The organism is Vibrio ordalii ATCC 33509 (genome assembly GCA_000257205.1).
Lineage (GTDB): Bacteria > Pseudomonadota > Gammaproteobacteria > Enterobacterales > Vibrionaceae > Vibrio > Vibrio ordalii.
Genome location: AEZC01000134.1, coordinates 45902 through 66906, shown reverse-complemented (window position 1 = coordinate 66906; position 21005 = coordinate 45902). Strand labels below are relative to the sequence as shown.

Below are 21005 nucleotides of genomic sequence, written 5' to 3'. Positions count from 1 at the left end.
GAGGCAGCAAACAAGTAGGCACAAACGGCGAAAAAAAACGCACCTAGTTTGAAAATACTGTGATAGAAAACATTGCTTGATAATCATCATCCGTTAGGCCTCGCCACGCGCCAAATTGTGGCCATCATAAAAAAGAGAGAAGAGAGTAAAATGATCGCCGCTCCAGAGGGGATCGGCCACTGATAAATCAGTGGTAAAATGGTGCCGCCAAGGCAAGCTGTGGTGGCCAATAAGGCTGACATCAGCACAAAACTGGCATTGTGGCGAGTCAGCAAACGGGCGGTTGCGCCGGGGATCAGCAGTAATGCCCCCACTAGCACCGCACCAATCACCTTGACTGCCACTATGGTAACCAGTGTTATCATAATGACGAAAAGATAATCATAACCATGCACAGACAAGCCCCGAACTTTCGCAATATCTGGACTTAAGCAAGAAAGAAGGAGGCGGTTGTAGGTCAAAAGCAGCACGACCAAGATCAAGGCGCAGATGGCAACCAGCAGCGTAATGTCTTGCCGTGTCACGGTTAAAATCGAGCCAAACAGAACATTTTCGAGTAAGTGAATATTAATTTTACGCGCCACATACATCAATAACGCAGCGCCAAGTGCTAACGCACCAGAAAGAAAAACACCGACTAAAGTGTCATAAGGCACTTGAGTGCGATTGCGTACATAATGCAGCAAAAGAGCAAAAATAAGACAAAAACTAAACAAACCTATCATAGGTGATTCAGGGCTTTCACCAAGTAAAATACCTATCGCAATACCCGTAATCGCCGCATGACCAACGGCTTCAGAAAAAAACGCTAAACGCTTAGCAATTACTAAAGTACCCAGCCCACCCAGTAGCGGCCCCAATACACAAGCAGCCACTAAGGCATTGAGCATAAAGGCATAACCAAAGCTTTGCGCAAGCCATCCTTTGTCCACAGCCCACTGTAAAGCGTGTAACAGCGCGTCCATCATGCTGCCACCTTGGGATTCAATTTCGCGTGCTTGCTGTAATGCAGGAAAAGATGTTCAATTTTATCAGGGTGTAAGACATCACTCACTGAACCACTGTCGACCAAACCGAGATTGATCACATGTACAACACCTTGCGTTTGGTTAAGAATGCGTTTTACTGCGTGAATATCATGATGCACCGCAAGCACTGTCACGCCTTGGTTCACTAGCTGCACGATCAACTGTTCAAGGTACTGAACCCCTTGCTCATCCATCCCCGTAGTCGGTTCGTCTAAAATCAGTAACTCAGGCTCATCTAATAATGCTTGTGCAAATAGCACCCGCTGCAACTCGCCACCGGACAATTGCCCCAAACGTAAATGCGCACGCTGCGCCATACCAACGCGCTCTAAGTTGAGTAACACCTTACGCTTTGCAAGATGGCGTTGAGGTGATAGCCACTGTAAAAACAGTGGAATACGGCTCATGTTGAGTAACATAAAATCCAATACGCTAATGGGTAAACTGGACTCAAACAGCGCTTTTTGTGGCACATAGCCCATACGTTGCCGCGCGCCTTCGGGCCAGTGAATCTCTATCTGGCCATCGAAGGGCGTTAATCCCATGATTGAGCGCAATAGCGATGTTTTTCCGCCACCATTCGGTCCCATCACCATATGACACTGTCCCTGAGCAAAATGGTGATCCATCGTTTCAATCACCGTTTGTGAGGCATAGCTCAGGCTCATCTTCGTAAGATCAATCGCTGGCCCTTTCATCACGAGCGTTCCCGAGCTAATTGACTGGCATACTGCACCGCTTGCACTAGAGTTTGAGTATTGTCATTCATCTCATGTAACACTTTGTCACGGGTAAATTCACCGTGCGTCATGTGAGAAAAACGATAAAGCTGAACCCCAGTTTCTCGCTCGATAGTCTCGACAAATCGGTTGGGCATATCGAGCTCATAAAACAGGACGTTGATACCTGAACGGTGGATCTTTTCGATGGTCTCTTGCAATTGACTGGCACTCGGTTCAACACCGTGGGCCGGTTCAATGACGGCACTGACTTCAATGCCAAACTCTTGTAGGAGGTAATTATAAGCGTTGTGAGTGGTCGCCACTTTCAGTGTTTGAACGTTAGCGTTCAGTAGCTGCCGCATCGCTTGCTGTTTTATCTGCCGCATCTGTTTGGCAAATTTACGAGCATTAGCTTGATAAAACGGGCCATTTTGAGGGTCAATCTCCGACAAAGCTTGAGCAATGGTGTAGACCTTTTGAATAGAGGTTGCAATGCCAACAAAGGTATGAGGATTTCTCGCCCCATCGCCAACAGAAGCTCCCATTGCGGCAAGTAAGGGCACTTGTTGATTTGCATAAATGATCTTCAGGCTCGGCTGATCGGCTGCGGCTAATACCTTCATCGCATAATCATCGTGGCCGATACCATTTACGACGATCACATCCATCTTTTGTAGCCGCAGTAAGTCCGCAGGCTGCGGTTGGTAGTTATGAGCATTAAACCCAGCGTCGACCAATGGCAGCACATTCGCCCTATCTTGCACTATAGTACTGACATAGCTGTAATACGGATGCAGAGTAATACCAATAGTTAACTTCTCTTGTGCGTAGCTAAGGGTACAGACCAACAGTGTGGAGATACAACCCAGCCAATGCCCTAACTTATAACGACCTATCATAACTGTCTCTTTTGATTTCAATACAGAACAAAGCATTAGAAGGAACGCACTAATAACCAACGTTTCCAACCCGCTTGTTGTAAATGATGGCTCTCTTGCAATGATTCGATAGCAACATGCGTCACCAAAGCTTGAGATGAGAACCACACTTCAGGAGAGTCCATCGAGTTCGGTGGATACCACAAAATCACGTGTCCTACCGCGTCAGGCTGTTGAGCTATACCAAGGTAACCATTCACCAGTCGATACCATTGATGTTCACCTAAATAGTGCCAACTGACATCGTTGACAAATGGCGCGATCGCCTCATCCTCTAGCCACTGGATCGACGGCAGTTGAGCGTCCATTTGATAGAAAAAAAGCAACTCTTGATGAGCAAGGCTAAGCTCCGTCAGTATGCTTTTTTGCTTTTCACTGAGAACCTGAGCACTTAAGTCACTCTGTAAAGTGGTGGTTTTCTGTGCCTTTTCCGATAAATGATTCCATTGAAACAACGCCCAAGCGAGCAACAAAATGCTCGCTATCGCCATGATGACCCAACCTGTTTCAGCGCTACCTTTATCCGCTTTCACCGCCACACTCACGGCCGCGCGAGTTGGATTATCAGAGCTCAACGCCATCCACCTCAATCGCCGATTCATGGCCAGGGTCAAATACTATGTAGTAATCCCCCTCTGGTTGCTCAAAAGTCACCTTCGATAATGCATCGGTTTTTTGGGCATCTAATAACACATCGTCATAATCAAACAGACGTATGGTTTCATTAATGGCAGGACTACTGTCACTGTACCCGGCTTGGCAGGTTATGGTTGTTTCTTGCTTGCTGCACTCCATCACGGGGAAATGAGCCCAACTTGTCCCACTCACCAACAGCGCAGCAAACGCGCTTGCTCGGATTATTTGCACAATACAACCTCGTTATTTCAAAACCACTTCAAAGGTTAAATGAATACTAGAGCGCGCTTCGTCCGCTAAAGCATTATCGCTAAGTGCTCCACTAAAGCCTGCGATTAGCAAATAACGCCCCGCTTGTTCTGGAGTGAAACGAATCTTGCCTTCATTATCACTGTGGATGATCAGCGCCTGTTGTTGGTTACGATATAAGGTGCCATCTTGGCGAATTTCGGCTTCAACACCCGCTTGAGCTTGGCCGTTAAAGAAGAACTGCAACACAATCTCTTCACCTTCAACCATATCAGCTGGGTGTGTAACGGGAACCAATTCTAAAAGTTGATTTTCCAAAGCAAACACTTGCGCAGAAGGCTCATTCACCGTGATGTAAGCTTCTGTTCGGTTGAACATCAACACTGTTTTGACGTTTTGTGCACCTTCGGGCAACAAGGCTTGGCGCTCAACTGAATTCGCGGCAATGCGTCGCGCCGTATTACGCGCACCTACGGTGTAATTGGTCATATAAAATGGTGTTCCCACCAACGCAATTTTATGAGTGCCTTGCTCATAGAAAAAGAAATCAAAAGTCGATTTACGCTTATGCTTGGCACTAAAAGCAAAACGCTCTCGCTTGCCACTCGGAGTAAGGACATAACCTGAATCGACACTCAACGGCTTATCGAACACAAAAGTGCCATGTGATGCCGTAGCATCGGTAGTAACCCAATCACCCTCTTTGGCAGAAATGGTAAATTCACTTGGCAATAACCAACGAGGGTGCGCTTGCAATGACGCAGAAACAAAGGCCGAAGCAATCAACAAACTTTTACAGATAAAGCGATAAGACATAAGATCATTTCCTGTGAGTGGATAAGCTTGAACTACCAAGCTTGACTCCTTAGTAGAGCCTAAAATTAAGGTTGATAGTGCAAACGAATGACGCCCGTTTCATAAGTTGCAGCGAGGGAAAACTGCTGCGAAGAGTGAGTTAAGGACATCACTTGGCGCACTACATCTCGGCCACCATGTTCACGCACCACTTCGGCAAAAAAGACGTAATTACCCTGCTCAAGTATCTCGCCTTGGTCATTTTTACCATCCCAAAACATTTTGTATTGGCCTGCCGGGCGGGTTGCCGAGGTGATCGCATCAACCAACTGACGATCGTAGCGTCCTACTTGACGCCACCAGCGACGAATATCCTTTAACCATGTGTCATCCTTTTGCCAAAGCGCGATGGTCCGCACTGGCTTTCCTTGGCTATCTTCAATCCAAACCGCAACATAAGGTCGCGCGTACATGCCAACTTCTAAACGTGGTAATTCAAATTCAATGTCCAATTTTCCCAGAGGATTTGCCGCCAGCTTGAAACTGGCCACCACGCATATAAATGCGACCGCATAAGGCTGGAGCCACTTAATGATATTCATCACATTTCCTTTTAAATTGAATAAGTAACAGCTAAGGAACCGCAAGCCAATAGACGCTGAAAGTGAGAAGCAAACCTAAACTGCACCAACGCAGCGCATAGCTTAGAGTACTTTTTTTAGGTTAAAAGCAATGCAATACCAGACAGAATAAACACCAGCATCAATACAGAAGAGAGATCAATCACCCACTTCCAAACCTCACCGCTGTGACGCCCTTTGTGCAGATCATTAAACATAGCGACAAAGCCATAATCGGTCATATCCAGTTCAGCCTGAGCGGTGGTTAAATCAATATACAGAGCAGCGCTGTAGCCCGGAGCACTGAAACTGGCGCTCACTTCTCCTTGCTGTAACACACCATTTTGGTAATCAGTGTAAGTATCTAAACGAGACATTTCACCTCGCACCGAGCTATGCGCCGTCAGGTAATTGAGTAGAGTGTCAGCATTTAAAACCAAACGCTCATCTTCAAATAACAGAGATTGAGGCAAGGTGAATTGCAGTTGTTCACGACTGGGCTGGCTTTTTACAAACAAATCGGGTCGATTCAAGGTAATGCCAGTAATAGCAAAAAAGAGCATCAACCCGATAACACTCATCGATACATAGATATGTAGGCGTCTGGCCCAAAGTTGGAAAGTTCGCTGTTTATAAAACATGCCTTGCTATCATCAGATAAAATCACGCCTCATTCTATATGATAATCAAACTCATTTTTATTCAATTTACATTATTTACATTACAGAGTTCTGCACAGTGGATGACGTCATGCTTTGTTGGAGAATACCGCCGGTTCAAGCTTCATTTGAGGCTATTTCAGCTTCAGCATGAGTGAGAAGTAGACATAAGTGAGCAGCTAGAATGGTAAAAAGCCACCGAATCGGTGGCTTTTTTATTAGGAGGTTAGCTTGGATAGCTCTTACACCGCTTGCTGAACAATCACACTGTCTGCTTTTTTAGTGTATTGCGCCATACGATGGAAGTTGAGGTAACGATAGGTATCAGCTGCAGTTGCGTTGATCTGCTTCGCGTACTCTAGGTACTCTTCCAGTGTCGGAATGCGGCCTAAAATGGCACCCACGGCAGACAGCTCAGCCGAAGCAAGGTAAACATTCGCGCCGGTCCCTAAACGGTTCGGGAAGTTACGAGTCGAAGTCGACATGACGGTCGCTTTATCAGCAACACGCGCTTGGTTACCCATGCATAACGAACATCCTGGAGTTTCAATGCGTACCCCAGCGCGACCAAAGATGCCGTAATAGCCCTCTTCGATAAGCTGATCTTTGTCCATCTTAGTCGGTGGCGCAACCCACAAACGCGTATCTAACTGACCATTGAACTTCTCAAGCAATTTACCTGCCGCACGGAAGTGACCAATGTTGGTCATACAAGAACCGATGAAGACTTCATCAATAGGCGTACCTTGTACATCAGAAAGTAAGCGCGCATCGTCTGGATCATTTGGCGCACATAAAATCGGCTCTTTAATCTCAGCAAGATCAATCTCAATCACATGTGCGTATTCTGCATCACTATCCGCTTGCATCAACTCAGGATTGGCTAGCCACGCTTCCATCGCTGTAATGCGGCGCTCGATAGTCCGGCGGTCACCATAACCTTCGGCGATCATCCACTTCAACATAGTGATGTTAGAGTTGAGGTACTCTTCAATTGAGGCTTGTGACAATTTAACCGTACAACCCGCCGCACTGCGTTCTGCCGAGGCATCCGAAAGTTCAAACGCTTGCTCAACCGTTAAGTGCTCAACCCCTTCTATTTCTAGCACACGGCCAGAGAATTCGTTAATTTTCCCCGCTTTCGCCACTGTAAGCAGGCCTTGCTTAATCCCGTAATAAGGAATCGCGTGCACTAGATCGCGCAGCGTGATGCCCGGCTGCATTTCACCTTTGAAACGCACCAAGACAGATTCTGGCATATCCAGTGGCATCACACCCGTTGCGGCCGCAAAAGCAACCAAGCCAGAACCGGCTGGGAATGAAATGCCAAGCGGGAAGCGTGTATGCGAGTCACCACCAGTACCGACGGTATCAGGTAACAACATACGGTTTAGCCATGAGTGAATAACGCCATCACCCGGACGCAGTGAAACACCGCCACGGTTCATGATGAAATCAGGCAAGGTATGGTGGGTATTCACATCAACAGGCTTTGGATAAGCCGAGGTATGACAGAAAGATTGCATGACTAAGTCAGCAGAGAAACCAAGACACGCCAAATCTTTCAATTCATCACGTGTCATCGGGCCAGTGGTATCTTGCGATCCAACCGTGGTCATTTTAGTTTCGCAGTAAGTCCCCGGGCGAACACCCGTCACGCCGCATGCTTTACCGACCATTTTCTGAGCCAATGTATAACCTTTGCCTGTATCAGCTACTGCAACTGGGCGACGAAATACTGTTGACGCTTCTAAACCTAGTGCTTCACGTGCTTTATCCGTTAAACCACGGCCAACAATCAGTGGAATACGGCCGCCAGCGCGCACTTCATCAATCAGTACGTCGGTTTTAAGCTTGAACGTGGCAAGCACTTCGCCAGTGTCGTGGTTGCACACTTTGCCTTCAAATGGGTAAACGTCAATCACATCCCCCATGTTGAGCTTGGTAACGTCAACTTCAATCGGCAATGCGCCAGCATCTTCCATGGTGTTGAAGAAGATCGGTGCAATTTTACCGCCGAGCACGTAGCCACCCGCGCGTTTATTAGGCACAAATGGAATGTCGTCACCCATAAACCACAAAACAGAGTTAGTCGCGGATTTACGAGACGAGCCTGTACCGACCACATCACCCACGTAGACTAGCTGATGGCCTTTCTCTTTTAGAGCTTCGATTTGAGTGATAGGGCCAATGCTGCCTGCTTTATCGGGTTGAATGCCTTCACGTTCATTTTTCAACATAGCCAGTGCATGCACTGGAATATCTGGCCGTGACCATGCATCTGGCGCTGGTGACAAATCATCAGTATTGGTTTCGCCAGTAACTTTAAATACGGTTAGCGTGATCTTCTCTTGAAGCGCCGGTTTTGAAAGGAACCATTCCGCGTCTGCCCATGATTGCAGCACTTTTTGTGCATGTGCATTACCCGCTTTTGCTTTCTCTTCAACGTCATAGAACGCATCAAACATCAGTAGAGTACGCGATAGTGCATCAGCCGCAATCGGTGCCAGCTCAGCATCATCAAGCAATGAGACAAGCGGCTCGATGTTATAACCGCCTTGCATAGTTCCGAGTAGTTGCGCCGCTTTTGCGCGGCTCACTAACGGTGAAGAGACCTCACCTTTAGTGATGGCGGTTAAAAAGCCCGCTTTAACATAAGCGGCCTCATCCACACCGGGAGGAATTCGATTTTCAAGGAGATCAAGCATGAACGCTTCTTCACCTTGAGGGGGATTTTTCAACAGTTCAACAAGTCCTGCGACTTGTTCAGCATTTAGGGGTCTAGGAACAACTCCTTCTGCAGCACGCTCTGCGACGTGTTTACGGTAGGCTTCAAGCACGACTTTTTCCTCTCATTGCGGTTTACCCCATTATTATTGACATGATGGGCAAACATCCTTGGAAACTTGGCTCTCCATTGCCAGATATTTTTATGTAATCAGCGGCAGAGAGGCCAAACTGTGGGACGAAGAATAGCAAATTTAACTTTAAATTAAAATCTTATCATTTTGACCAACATAGCAACTTAAGACTAAAGTTCTATGATTTTTGAGTCACTTACCGCCCACTTTTCAGCTCAATTCTCGCTAAAAGGTAGTGCCAATACTCAAGTATATCGAATCAAAATTATCTTCGGTTCGACCATAAGCAAACATAATCGGTCCAATCGGCGAATCAACTCCGGCAAACACTGACCCCGCGCCGTACAATGGAGCGGTATCAAAGCTTAGATTAGGATCAGACCATACACCGCCGTATTCTATCGATGCACCAACATAAAATGGAGAACTGAACAGGCCAAAGTCATTATCAAACCAGCGATAACGATACACCAAACTGGTGAACGCTTTATTCTGGCCAATTAAGCTGTTGCGAGGGATACCCGATAAATTTAAGAAACCACCAATCGATTTAGGATTGATCGGTTCACTGGAATTTTTACTTTGCACCACACCGTAATCTAGGTTGCCGACCAAAGTATGGCGACCAAAGCTGTAAGCGGCGATCAGTTCACCGGAAAATTCATACACGGTATCGTTTGATTCAGGTTCAGAAGGCACATTAGAAGCTCTATCGTGCGATGCAAGATACTCAAGATCAAGATAAACACCCTGGGTAGGCAAACTAAAGTCATCCAAAGTATCAATGCGGTAGTTAACAAACACCCCTACACGGGTGTAATCCATATTTCCCATGGATGGCCAATGTGACACTTCATCCTCCCCATCGGTATAGCGGATCCCTAACTTAAACTCTCGCCATAATTTATCTTGATAACCAATCGATAACTCTCCAATCCATTCTAAATAGCTGATCGGCAAATAGTCTTTACTGGCTTCTAGACTGGTGTCATCAAACCCTTGCATTGGCTTATTACGTTTATCATTGCTAAAGGAAATCAAAGCTGAGGTGAACGCTTTTTGTCCAGAAAAAAGAGGCGAAAATAGCTCCGCTTCAATGATCTTATCGGTGCCCATTTCTAGGTTGAAACGCAATTCAGATCCGAATGAGTTTAAGTCAGTAAAATTGGAAGAAATGCCCAACGCGTATTGACTATCCGTATGAAAATCATCTTCTAAGAAAAAGCGAAAATTGAGGTAATTGGGTCCCCAATATTTCTCTTTCACATCGATGACCAGTTGGTTCTTTCCTTCAGATTCTCGATATTCATAGGTCACTAACTCAAAGCGATCTAATGCATAGAGATTTTCGACTGTCGCTTCAATCTGCTCGGTTGATAGCGCTTGTCCTGTCTTTAAATGCAAACGGTTTTTCAATAATTGATCGCTGTAATGACTGCGGTTGTTGAGTACGATTTCATCAACATTAACATTATCGCCATAAATTAAAGCCCTGCGGCGAGTTTGTTTTACTTCTACATAATGTTGATAGTTTGCGCTAGATAAGGAGAGCGAAGCCAACACCGATTTATTTGCCATCGCAATCTCATACCCTTTTTCATAAGCGGTAGGCATTTTATCAAATTCAGTGGTTTCCATACTGCCGACATCTGGGCGCAAAAATACATCTCGCTCATTCAATAAACGTGCTTGTTTTTGAGTACTTCTTTGTACGAGATAGTTGGAAAGCTGATCGGCGACCGTCAAAAAGGTGGTGAAATCTTCTTGGTTTTTGTAATCGGTACTGATATCTATCGCGATAACAATATCGGCCCCTAAGGCACGTGCAACATCAACAGGCATGTTATTGGTCACACCACCATCGACTAACCAACGACCATCAACTTCGTAAGGTGGCAGTGCTCCGGGTACTGACATACTCGCCATCATCGCATCCACTAAATAGCCACGATCCAACACCACCTCCTCAAGAGCAATGATATCAGTGGCTACCGCGCGATAAGGAATAGGCAGTTGATCAAAGGAGTGAAATTCAGAGAGATTACCCGACGTTTCTCGCAAAATACGCAACATATTCTGCCCTTGCACCACTCCACGTGGTGCGCGGATCTCGCCCCAACGCAGTCCAAGGTCGGTGGTCAGTTGATAGCGGTCTTCGTACTCTTTATCCCGAACACGACGTTGGCTACGGTTGACCCGGTCACGATAACCTTCATTCCAATCTACGCTGTAAATTAAACTTTCAATTTCATCGGCGCTCATGCCACTGGCATATAAACCGCCGACATAAGCGCCCATACTGGTACCAGTAATGAAATCAACGGGGATGTGCATCTCTTCCAATGCTTTGAGAACACCAATGTGCGCTGCACCTTTTGCTCCGCCACCAGCAAGTACCACAGCAATCTTGGGGCGCGCAGTACTGTTCAACATAGATTCTTTAGTTGGTGGCTCATCGGCCACCGCGAAAGTCGCAGCAAACATGAATACCAAGAACAATAAGTTACTTAAAAACCGTTTCACGACTCTTCCTTAAATCCCTTTAAAATCAATTTACTATAAACTCACCCCGCTACCACTGAAAGAGATTTTTTAACCATTGCCCCGGTTGTTTATCACAGCCCTGTTTCAATGCGCCGTTTTTATCCCACATGGGCAGTTTAAATTCGTTGTGGCAGTCTTGGACTAATTCCCCTTCGGAACTGGTTTTAAAGCCAATTGTAGTAATGCCTTGCGGCCAAGGAAGAAGTAATTTTTCCGGGATCCGATGTTGTAAATATTCCGCGTACACCCGTAATGCACCGCTCGAACCCGTAAGTTTGATCGGCTGATTATCATCGCGGCCAAGCCAAACCGTGGTAACTTCACGACCATCGACGCCGACAAACCAACTGTCGCGGCTATCGTTAGTGGTGCCAGTTTTCCCCGCCAATGCTGCCCAAGCGAACTGGTTATTGAGATAGCGCCCAGTCCCTTCAAGTACTCCTCGCTTCATCGCATAAGTGGTAAGCCACGCCGCTTGCTGCTCAACGGCTTGGGATACTTTGGGAATCGATTGATAGAGCACATTGCCCTCTAAATCCAATACCGAGCGCAGCGCCGATAAGGGCGCTTTTTTACCCGAGTTGGTTAAGGTTTGGTACATCTGCGCCACTTGATAAGGCGTCAGAGAGAACGCGCCAAGAAACATCGACGGTACAGGACGGATCTCCTCTTTGTTGACACCAAGCCGCACCAAAGTGTCAGAAACTTGTTCAATTCCAAGCTGCATGCCCAATTGTACCGTAGGCACATTCAGTGATTTGGCCAACGCGAGATACAGCGGCACTTCACCACGGAACTGACGATCAAAATTGCGCGGTGACCACACTTCGCCTTTGTTCCCTTTGAGTGTGATGGGTTTATCGATAAGCGTGCTGGCTAAGTTATATTTATCTGGCTGTGCGAGTGCGGTGAGATAGACCGCTGGTTTGACTAACGAGCCGATAGGACGGCTTGCATTTAAAGCTCGGTTAAAGCCGTCATAACCGGTCTGTTTACCGCCAACCATGGCACGGATTTCACCACTGGTTCGATCAACAGCAATCGCCGCCGCTTCTAAGTTTTTCCCCGCTGTTTTGGAAAGCACTGGAATTTGTCGATCAATCGCCAGCTCCAATTTGGCTTGCGAAACAGGATCGAGCGAGGTAAAAACGCGCAAGCCAGTATCCGCTTTGAAGGCGTCGCCCACTTTCTCTTTCAGTTCAATTTTTAACTGCTGAAAATACGCTGGCTGGCGGCTGGCAATGTGAGGATGCTTTTGCACATCTAACGGTCGACTGGCCGCTTGTTCAAACTGTTTAGCCGTCAAAATATCTTGCTGCATCATCAGCTTTAAAACCAAGTCGCGACGCTCTTTAGCACGTTCAGGGTAACGCGCCGGGTTATAATAAGAAGGCCCTTTAACCATGCCCACCAACAACGCTAGTTGATCAATACGCAATTCTTGCAATGGTTGACCGAAATAAAGCCGTGAGGCGAGGCCGAAACCGTGAATCGCCTCACCGCCACTTTGCCCTAAATAGACCTCGTTTAAGTAGGCTTCTAAAATGCGATCTTTGCTGTAGCGATAGTCGATAATGAGCGCCATATAAGCTTCACGCACTTTACGCCATAAGGTTCGATCGCTGGATAAGAAAATATTTTTTGCCAGCTGTTGAGTTAACGTGCTGCCGCCTTGCACAGTGCGCCCAGCCTTAATGTTGGCCACTAAAGCACGGGCAATCGCAAATGGAGAGATGCCATCATGTTGATAAAAATAGCGATCTTCGGTCGCAAGCAACGCATCCACCATCACTTCAGGAAACTGATCACGACGTAAAAATAGCCGCTGCTCATCGTTGCCTTTTTCAAGCATGCCGAGCATTTTGGGCTCAATACGCAAGTAACCTAAATCCCCTTTTTGCTCAAGAGATTGGATACGAACTAAACCGCTGTCATTAAAATGGAGCATCACATGGCGGTCAGGCTCAGGGCCATCGGCAAACTCAAAAGGGCGGCGGATGATCTCAATTTTGCTTGATGATGAAGAGTACTCGCCAGCATAGCGTGGCTGGTTCACTTTGCGATAGTTGAGTACATCAAGCTCATTGCGCAGCTCTTGCAACGGGATGTCATCACCGGGTGCTAAATTCAAAATGCGCGCATACACGACGGTCGGTAAATCAAAAAGCTGGCCTTCGAAGCGTTGTTTGACCACGCTATTTAAGTAAATACCAACGAACAACAGCACCGCGGCCAGTGCAAGGCTCAGTTTCCAGCCAATACCCCACACAATTTTCCACCATGCTTTGCGTGGCGATGAGGGCTTCTTGGCCGGGCGACGTGAAGGTTTTTTTACGCTATTTTTTTGAGTGCCCGTAGGCTTTTTCTGGGTTGTCATTGTGCTAATTGCCGCTTAGTTTTCGTCGTCGCTATGTGGTTGGCAGGATCATCAGGCCAAACGTGTTTTGGGTAACGCCCTTTCATCTCTTTTTGTACTTCTTTATAAGCACCCTGCCAGAAACCGGCGAGATCTTGAGTCACCTGCAAAGGCCGCTGCGCAGGTGAGAGCAGTTCCATCACCACTTTTTTGCGCCCTTGAGCGATGGTGGGGGAATCTTGCTCGCCAAACATCTCCTGCATACGAACCGACAACATCGGCTCCGCGCCCAGTTGATAGCGAATGGCGGCTCGATTACCTGTCGGTAGCGGGTGGTGAGTTGGAAGCCAGCGATCAATTTCTTGGTTTAATGGCCAACCTAAATAGGCATTGAGCGCATCAAAAATCGGTACTTTTGCTAACGCTTTGACCGATTTTACTCCGACTAAATAGGGGGCTAACCAAACCTCAAGATCATCAAGCAGCGCTTGTTCCTCGACAGCAGGCCACGCCGCTTCTGGTAGCCATTGCGCAGCACAACGTATGCGCGTTAATAAAGCGCTCGCCGCTTCGCTCCACTGTAATACCGATAGCCCCTTGCGACGGACATAATTGAGCAAGGCTTGCGTCATTTTTTCATGAGCAGGCTCTGGCAGCGCTTCACGCTCAATGATCAATTTACCGCACAGGGTTAGCTTTTCCGCGCACAGTTTCCCTGCTTTCTCATCCCAATCGACTCGTTCTTGCGTACTAAATAGCTCCGAAAAATGGGCTTGCAGTGCATCAATATCCAACTCTGTCGCAACAAAGATTTGGCTCGCTTGTGAACCGCTGCGCATTAAATCCACCACCACTAAATAGTGCGCGCCCGCGAGACGTTCATCGTCACGCATTTGCGCGCCGTGACCATTCGCCAGTAAAAACTGCCCCCGTTGCGACTCGCTGCGACGCTGGGCAATGCGATCGGGAAAAGCCAAACTCAGCACTAACGCCAACAATGATTCATCCACTTGTGTTAGCTGAAATTGGCCACCGAGTGCGCGCGCAAGCGTCGTGGCACGCTGATGTAGGTTTTGTGTTTTAGGGTGAGTCGCTTGCTGCCAACGCATTAAGCTATGTTGTAAATCCAGCACATTACGCTCAGGCTCTTCTAATAAAGCGGTCACAGCGAGCGCCGTATTTAGCATTGAATCACTCGTTTGATGGGCTTTGAGCAACATACTCACCAGCCTTGGTTCCACAGCGAGTGACTGCGCTTTTTTACCCAATGCGCTGAGCTGCTGTTTGCTGTCCATCAAACCAAGCGTATGCAATAGACTCCAAGCTTGCTGCATCGCTGCTGGTGGTGGAGTATCCAGCCAAGGCAAATCGTTGACCGACACCACACCCCACTGCGCAAGCTCCATCGCTAAAGGAGCTAAGTCACTGTGCAATATTTCCGCGCTCGGCACTTGGGGTTGCTGCTTATATTGTGCTTCGCTGTAAAGGCGTAAACAGATGCCGGGTTCTAGGCGTCCGGCGCGCCCCGTGCGTTGCTGCGCCGATGACTGGGCAATTTTCACTTGCTCTAAACGAGTGATGCCCGTTTTAAGATCAAACTTCGCTATCCGCTCTAGCCCTGCATCCACCACTAAGCGTATCCCCTCAATGGTCAGCGATGTTTCGGCAATATTAGTCGCTAGCACAATTTTCCGTTTGCCTGCTACTGCAGGCGCAATCGCTTTTTGCTGCGCTTGTAGACTCAACTGCCCGTATAAAGGACAAATATCAAACTCATCGGCTAAGTGTGCGAGCTGCTGTTCAAGCTGTTTAATGGCTGAAACGCCAGGTAAAAAAGCCAGCAGAGAGCCACTTTCAGCTCGCATCAAGCCTTCAATCTGTTTGCTCATCGTCGGCACAAGATAATCATTGGCTCGCAGCGGTGCATAGCGCACTTCAACCGGATAAGCGCGTCCTTCAGATTGCACATAAAGCGCTTGGGGTAATAATGACTGCAGTGCCAGTTGATCTAAGGTTGCCGACATTACGACGATTTTAAGATCTTCTCGCAGCGCTGATTGCACTTCCAAACTTAATGCGAGAGCCGTATCCGCGTGAATGCTCCGCTCGTGATACTCATCGAAGATCAAGAGATCGATTCCGCTTAACTCAGGATCGGTTTGGATCATACGTGTCATGATCCCTTCTGTCACAATTTCAAGCTGCGTCGCTGCGCTGACTTTACTCTCACCACGCATACGATAGCCGACGGTTTGCCCAACACTCTCACCTAATTGCTGCGCTAAATAGCAAGCAATACTGCGCGCCGCCAAACGACGCGGTTCAAGCATGATGATCTTACCCGTGAATAATTGCGCTTTTAATAGCTGTAACGGGAAATGGGTCGACTTACCCGCACCGGGAGCGGCTTTGACAATCATCTGTGGGTGAGCTTGTACTCCCGCCAGCAGCTCGGGCATCACAGCTTGAATGGGCAATTGTGACAATGTGCAATCCTTATGGTTAAATGGCGGCAACATTGTACATAAAAACAGTAGATAAATGCAGTTCAATCCTCCACTTCGATCCGCGACCTTACTCAAACGCTACAAGCGTTTTTTGGCCGACATTGAGTTTGCCGATGGTCAACAAGAGACTATTCACTGCGCCAATACTGGCGCGATGACGGGCTGCGCCGAGGCGGGTAATCGTGTCTGGTTCTCCACCTCAGACAACCCTAAACGTAAATACCCACACAGTTGGGAGCTGACTGAAACCCAGCAAGGCCACTGCATTTTCGTCAATACGGCTCGGGCGAATACGCTGGCGGTAGAAGCGATTCAAAACGGCATCATCAAAGAGCTGCAAGGCTATGAGCAATTACAAACTGAAGTGCGCTACGGCCAAGAAAATAGCCGAATTGATATCTTGCTCAAATCACCATCCAAACCTAAGTGCTATATAGAAGTAAAAAGCGTCACCTTATTGGATGAGCGCTACTCTCCACTCGACGATATCGCCTGCAATTCAGGACAAGGTTATTTCCCCGATACCGTCACAACGCGTGGACAAAAGCATTTGCGTGAATTAACGGAAATGGCAAAAAATGGAAGCAGAGCAGTACTTTTGTTTGCTGTTTTGCATTCAGGGATTGAAAAAGTCTCGCCTGCACTCCATATAGACGCAAACTATTCACTATTATTGAAACAAGCGCAAAAAGAAGGAGTGGAAGTACTGTGCTACAAGGCTGTACTTTCAAGGAATGAAATCAAGCTCGTTAACACTGTAGAATTCGCCCATTAGCGACAAAAAATTGATGGCGCGTTCACATTGACAATAAGTTTACGATTGAGTGTTTGCCTCCTATAGATCTTTTTGCTATAGATACCCGCCTAAAATTAGCTGCTCGCGCAGCTGACTAGGTGTTAGTAGGAGATGCTGCATGCCAGAATTGAAGAAAAAAGCGATAGGCATCCTAGCCATTGCAGGCGTTGAGCCGTATCAGGAAAAGCCAGGTGAAGAATATATGTCACCTGAGCAAATAACTCACTTTACAAAAATTTTAAGTGCTTGGCGCAACCAACTTCGTGAAGAAGTTGAACGTACCGTTCACCATATGCAAGATGAAGCGGCAAACTTTCCCGATCCCGTTGATCGCGCTTCTCAAGAAGAAGAATTCAGCTTGGAATTGCGTAACCGTGACCGTGAACGTCGTTTGATCAAGAAAATTGAAAAAACATTAAGCAAAATTGAAGAAGATGATTTTGGTTTTTGTGAATCTTGTGGCGTTGAAATCGGTGTTCGTCGATTAGAGGCTCGCCCAACGGCAGACCTTTGCATTGACTGCAAAACGCTAGCCGAACTTAAAGAAAAACAGATGCAAGGTTAATCTTAGCTTTTGTTTGTGTTAAAAAAGGGAGCTAAAGCTCCCTTTTTGTTTTCACTCGATACCCAAATAACTTGTAACTTGGATGAATCGCAATGCACTATATTGGCCGATTTGCCCCATCACCTTCAGGCCCACTTCATTTTGGTTCTTTGATCGCTGCACTTGGTAGCTACTTTCAAGCAAAATCACAGCAAGGTAAGTGGCTAGTTCGCATCGAAGATTTAGATCCTCCAAGAGAGATGCCGGGATCGGACACTCTGATCCTTCAAGCCATCGATGCCTATGGTTTGCATTGGGATGGCGAGGTGGTTTATCAAAGCCAGCGCCACTCTTTATACCAAGATAAAATTGAGGCTTGGCTTGAATCAGGGCAAGCCTATTATTGTGATTGCACGCGTAAACAAATTAAACAGATGGGTGGCTTTTATCCCGGTACATGCCGCTATAAAAAACCAACATTAACCGAAGATTGCGCGGTTAGGTTGCGTGTTGATACACCGGTAGAGTCATTTTTCGATCAAAAACATGGCGAAATTCACATTCCTAAAGCATTAGCACAGGAAGACTTCATCATTAAGCGACGTGACGGTTTATTTGCTTATAATCTTGCCGTAGTGCTTGATGATATCGATCAAGGAGTGACGGAAGTGGTGCGGGGAGCCGATTTAATTGAACCAACAGGACGACAAATCAGCTTGTATCATTGCTTACATAAAACTCCGGTAAGCTACCTTCACCTGCCGCTCGCGATGGATGGTAATGGCAATAAATTATCCAAACAGAATCATGCCACTGCCATTGATATTCAAAATCCTAAACCTACCTTGCTTAAGGCAATGCGCTTTTTAGGGTTTGAGATAAAACAAGAGATTAGCGACGCTTCCATCGATGAAATTATCTTTTGGGGCAGTCAGAATTGGCACGTTGAACAACTCCCTCGGGAGACCGAGATCACACCGTGATTCTCAAAAGGCTATCCTTACGCTATGATTAGCCGCAAAATCGTCCCGAACGGGCACTTTAAATAACCAAAGCAAGGTTGGCAAAAACCAATTATTGCCAGATGCACATGAATAAAAACGACTATACACCACGCGAAAATCGCGTTTACCAAGACTTAGCTCTAAATATTATCACTCGTGATGAACACAATATTTCGCGCAAGCAAATCAGCGATAATGCGCTCAAGGTGCTATACCGACTTCATGGCGCAGGTTTTGACGCCTATTTAGTCGGTGGTGGAGTACGCGACCTACTATTAGGTGAGACACCAAAAGATTTTGATATCGCCACTAATGCCACACCAGAGCAAATACGCCAACAGTTTCGCAACTGCCGCTTGATCGGCCGTCGCTTTCGCTTAGCGCACATCATGTTTGGCCGCGACGTAGTGGAAGTGGCGACTTTCCGTGGACACCATCAAGAGCCGAGCCAAAACGTCTCAGCACAATCTGAAGCGGGTATGCTGCTGCGTGATAACGTCTACGGCACTATTGATGAAGATGCTGAACGCCGGGACTTCACGATTAACGCCATGTATTACAACATCGGTGATTACAGCATTCATGATTATGCTGGCGGCATGGACGACTTAGAAGATAAGCTCATCCGCTTAATTGGCGATCCTGAAACGCGCTACCGTGAAGACCCAGTGCGCATGTTGCGTGCGATTCGTTTTGCGGCCAAGCTCGATTTCGATATCGAAGAAGAAACAGCCGACCCAATCGAACATCTTGCTCCTTTACTGCAAGATATTCCTGCGGCACGTTTGTACGAAGAATCGCTAAAGATGCTGCAAACTGGCCACGGTTTAGAAACCTACCACTTAATGCGTGAGTACAACCTGTTCCAGCAGTTGTTCCCTGTGATAGCTCAAGAGTTCACTCCAGACTACGACTCGCACACAGAACAGATGTTGGATCTGGTCTTAGATTCAACCGACCTGCGTATTGAAGAAGGTAAACGCATCAACCCAGCCTTCATGTTTGCTGCCATGTTCTGGTACCCGACGGTGAAACTGGCTGATGCGTTAATGCAGCAGCGTAATTTCGCCTATTACGACGCCGTCATGGAAGCGAGTAACCTCATCCTTGACCAAGTGGTGAAAACCCTTGCCATACCTCGTCGTCATACCGCGACAATTCGCGAAATTTGGCAATTGCAGTTGCGCTTACCACGTCGCAATGGGAAACGCGCCTTCCGCCTTATGGAGCTCAACAAATTCCGAGCGGGTTTTGATTTTCTACAAATGCGTGGCGAGATCGAAGGCGGAGAGACTAAGAAGCTGGCTGACTGGTGGACAACGTTTGAAAGCGCCGGGCGAGATATGCGCCAAGCGATGGCAAATGATTTGGAAAGTGGCGCAAGTAACAAGCCGAATGTACGCCGCCGCAGAAGCCCACGTAATAAAAAGAGCCGCCCAGAATCATGATTCTCGTTTATATTGCTGTTGGCAGTAATTTAGGCGACCCAATCGCGCAAGCTAAGCAGGCCATTGAAGCCTTGAAATGTTTGCCACACTCTCGATTTTTAAGCGCCTCATCCTTGTACAGTAGTACACCGATGGGGCCACAAAACCAGCCCGATTACATCAATGCGGTGGTTGCGATAGAAACCGATTTAACGCCACTTGAGCTGCTCGATTGCACCCAAAATATCGAGTTAGAGCAAGGGCGAGTTCGCAAAGAAGAACGTTGGGGGCCAAGAACGCTCGATCTGGATATTCTTCTTTACGGCAATGAGGTGATCGATTCCGAGCGATTGACCATTCCTCACTACGGAATGAAAGTACGTGAATTCGTGCTCTATCCGCTCGCCGAAATTGCACCAAGTTTACAACTCCCTGATGGGACTGAGCTCAATCAACTGTTACCGCTCGTCGAACGTAACGGGCTCGGTATTTGGCACTCGTCAGCGCCTCGTAAGGACATTTAATGAAAAAAATCACCATAAACGATCTGATCCAATGGAAACAACAAGGTCGTAAATTTGCAACCGTCACCGCGTATGACGCAAGCTTTGCTCAGCTTTTTGAAAGCCAAGAGATGCCTGTATTATTAGTGGGTGATTCTCTAGGCATGGTGCTACAAGGTCACACAGATACCCTACCCGTCACCGTCGAAGAGATTGCCTACCACACACGCAGCGTGCGTGCCGGTAGCCCTAACTGTTTATTGATGGCTGATATGCCTTTTATGAGCTATGCCACACCACAACAAGCCTGTGAAAGCGCCGCTAAATTGATGCAAGCGGGTGCAAATATGGTCAAAATCGAAGGTGGTGATTGGCTGGTCGAGACGGTGAAAATGCTGACTGAACGCGCGGTTCCGGTTTGCGCACACCTTGGTTTAACACCACAATCGGTCAATATTTTTGGTGGCTATAAAGTCCAAGGCCGCGACCAAGAAAAAGCAGACCGAATGGTCAAAGACGCGTTGGCGCTCCAAGAAGCGGGCGCACAAATTGTGTTATTAGAGTGTGTACCGGCCAGCCTAGCAGCGCGAATTACCGAAGTGCTTGATGTGCCAGTGATTGGCATTGGCGCAGGTAACGTGACCGATGGACAAATTCTAGTAATGCACGATATGTTCGGAATTTCGGCGAATTACATGCCAAAATTCTCGAAAAACTTTCTTGCTGAAACAGGGGATATGCGTAAAGCCGTTGCAAAATACATCGCAGATGTAGAAAGTGCCGCTTTCCCTGATGACGCTCATACCATCGCCTAAA

At 47.2% G+C, this 21005-nt stretch carries 18 protein-coding genes; 6 read left to right on the top strand and 12 right to left on the bottom strand.

Translation table 11 applies throughout. From position 1 onward, the window contains the following. Positions 1–86 precede the first annotated feature (86 nt). From VOR_RS0109990 to hrpB, 12 genes are all read right to left on the bottom strand, one after another. Positions 87–965 carry a metal ABC transporter permease gene (locus VOR_RS0109990; protein WP_010319567.1) on the bottom strand — a complete coding sequence of 293 codons (879 nt, stop codon included), beginning with the start codon at positions 963–965 and terminating at the stop codon, positions 87–89. Continuing rightward, positions 965–1726 (bottom strand): metal ABC transporter ATP-binding protein, encoded by a 762-nt coding sequence (locus tag VOR_RS0109985; protein WP_010319566.1) that lies wholly within the window; start codon positions 1724–1726, stop codon positions 965–967. Before VOR_RS0109985 ends, VOR_RS0109990 begins: the two co-directional genes overlap by 1 nt. Beyond that, complete coding sequence (locus VOR_RS0109980; RefSeq protein ID WP_010319565.1) at positions 1726–2649, bottom strand: metal ABC transporter solute-binding protein, Zn/Mn family; 924 nt, start codon at positions 2647–2649, stop codon at positions 1726–1728. Before VOR_RS0109980 ends, VOR_RS0109985 begins: the two co-directional genes overlap by 1 nt. A 35-nt stretch (positions 2650–2684) precedes the next feature. Beyond that, entirely contained in the window at positions 2685–3263 is a 579-nt protein-coding gene (locus VOR_RS0109975) for a DUF6162 family protein (protein ID WP_162097691.1), read from the bottom strand. Next, positions 3253–3555 (bottom strand): hypothetical protein, encoded by a 303-nt coding sequence (locus VOR_RS0109970; RefSeq protein ID WP_010319563.1) that lies wholly within the window; start codon positions 3553–3555, stop codon positions 3253–3255. Before VOR_RS0109970 ends, VOR_RS0109975 begins: the two co-directional genes overlap by 11 nt. A 12-nt stretch (positions 3556–3567) precedes the next feature. Next, positions 3568–4389 carry a DUF4198 domain-containing protein gene (locus VOR_RS0109965; protein ID WP_029627071.1) on the bottom strand — a complete coding sequence of 274 codons (822 nt, stop codon included), beginning with the start codon at positions 4387–4389 and terminating at the stop codon, positions 3568–3570. A 65-nt stretch (positions 4390–4454) separates the two neighbouring features. Beyond that, entirely contained in the window at positions 4455–4970 is a 516-nt protein-coding gene (locus tag VOR_RS0109960) for a DUF2271 domain-containing protein (RefSeq protein WP_010319561.1), read from the bottom strand. A gap of 116 nt (positions 4971–5086) precedes the next feature. After that, positions 5087–5629: a PepSY-associated TM helix domain-containing protein gene (locus VOR_RS17855; protein ID WP_010319560.1), complete on the bottom strand. Its 543-nt coding sequence runs from the start codon at positions 5627–5629 to the stop codon at positions 5087–5089. A 260-nt stretch (positions 5630–5889) separates the two neighbouring features. Further along, positions 5890–8487, bottom strand: coding sequence for a bifunctional aconitate hydratase 2/2-methylisocitrate dehydratase (gene acnB / locus VOR_RS0109950; RefSeq protein WP_010319559.1), 2598 nt, complete (start codon positions 8485–8487; stop codon positions 5890–5892). A gap of 246 nt (positions 8488–8733) precedes the next feature. Next, a complete protein-coding gene (locus VOR_RS0109945; RefSeq protein WP_286118391.1) occupies positions 8734–10941 on the bottom strand; it encodes a patatin-like phospholipase family protein in 2208 nt (735 codons plus the stop codon). 139 nt (positions 10942–11080) lie between these two features. Then, positions 11081–13429, bottom strand: coding sequence for a penicillin-binding protein 1B (gene mrcB, locus VOR_RS0109940; protein WP_010319557.1), 2349 nt, complete (start codon positions 13427–13429; stop codon positions 11081–11083). After that, on the bottom strand, positions 13426–15894 hold the full coding sequence (hrpB, locus tag VOR_RS0109935) for an ATP-dependent helicase HrpB (RefSeq protein ID WP_010319556.1): 2469 nt from the start codon (positions 15892–15894) through the stop codon (positions 13426–13428). Before hrpB ends, mrcB begins: the two co-directional genes overlap by 4 nt. Before the next feature lie 55 nt (positions 15895–15949). Here hrpB and sfsA point away from each other — a divergent pair, with 55 nt between their 5' ends. The 6 genes from sfsA (at position 15950) to panB (ending at position 21004) form a co-directional block, all read left to right on the top strand. Next, on the top strand, positions 15950–16690 hold the full coding sequence (gene sfsA, locus VOR_RS0109930; protein WP_010319555.1) for a DNA/RNA nuclease SfsA: 741 nt from the start codon (positions 15950–15952) through the stop codon (positions 16688–16690). A gap of 139 nt (positions 16691–16829) precedes the next feature. Next, a complete protein-coding gene (gene dksA, locus VOR_RS0109925; RefSeq protein ID WP_010319554.1) occupies positions 16830–17276 on the top strand; it encodes an RNA polymerase-binding protein DksA in 447 nt (148 codons plus the stop codon). Positions 17277–17368: 92 nt separating this feature from the next. After that, complete coding sequence (gene gluQRS, locus VOR_RS0109920; RefSeq protein ID WP_010319553.1) at positions 17369–18238, top strand: tRNA glutamyl-Q(34) synthetase GluQRS; 870 nt, start codon at positions 17369–17371, stop codon at positions 18236–18238. Positions 18239–18345: 107 nt separating this feature from the next. Further along, positions 18346–19707 (top strand): polynucleotide adenylyltransferase PcnB, encoded by a 1362-nt coding sequence (gene pcnB, locus VOR_RS0109915; protein WP_026028232.1) that lies wholly within the window; start codon positions 18346–18348, stop codon positions 19705–19707. Further along, positions 19704–20210 (top strand): 2-amino-4-hydroxy-6-hydroxymethyldihydropteridine diphosphokinase, encoded by a 507-nt coding sequence (folK, locus tag VOR_RS0109910; RefSeq protein ID WP_010319551.1) that lies wholly within the window; start codon positions 19704–19706, stop codon positions 20208–20210. Before pcnB ends, folK begins: the two co-directional genes overlap by 4 nt. Continuing rightward, positions 20210–21004 carry a 3-methyl-2-oxobutanoate hydroxymethyltransferase gene (panB, locus tag VOR_RS0109905; protein WP_010319550.1) on the top strand — a complete coding sequence of 265 codons (795 nt, stop codon included), beginning with the start codon at positions 20210–20212 and terminating at the stop codon, positions 21002–21004. The genes folK and panB overlap by 1 nt, the downstream gene beginning before the upstream one ends. Position 21005: the final 1 nt, after the last annotated feature.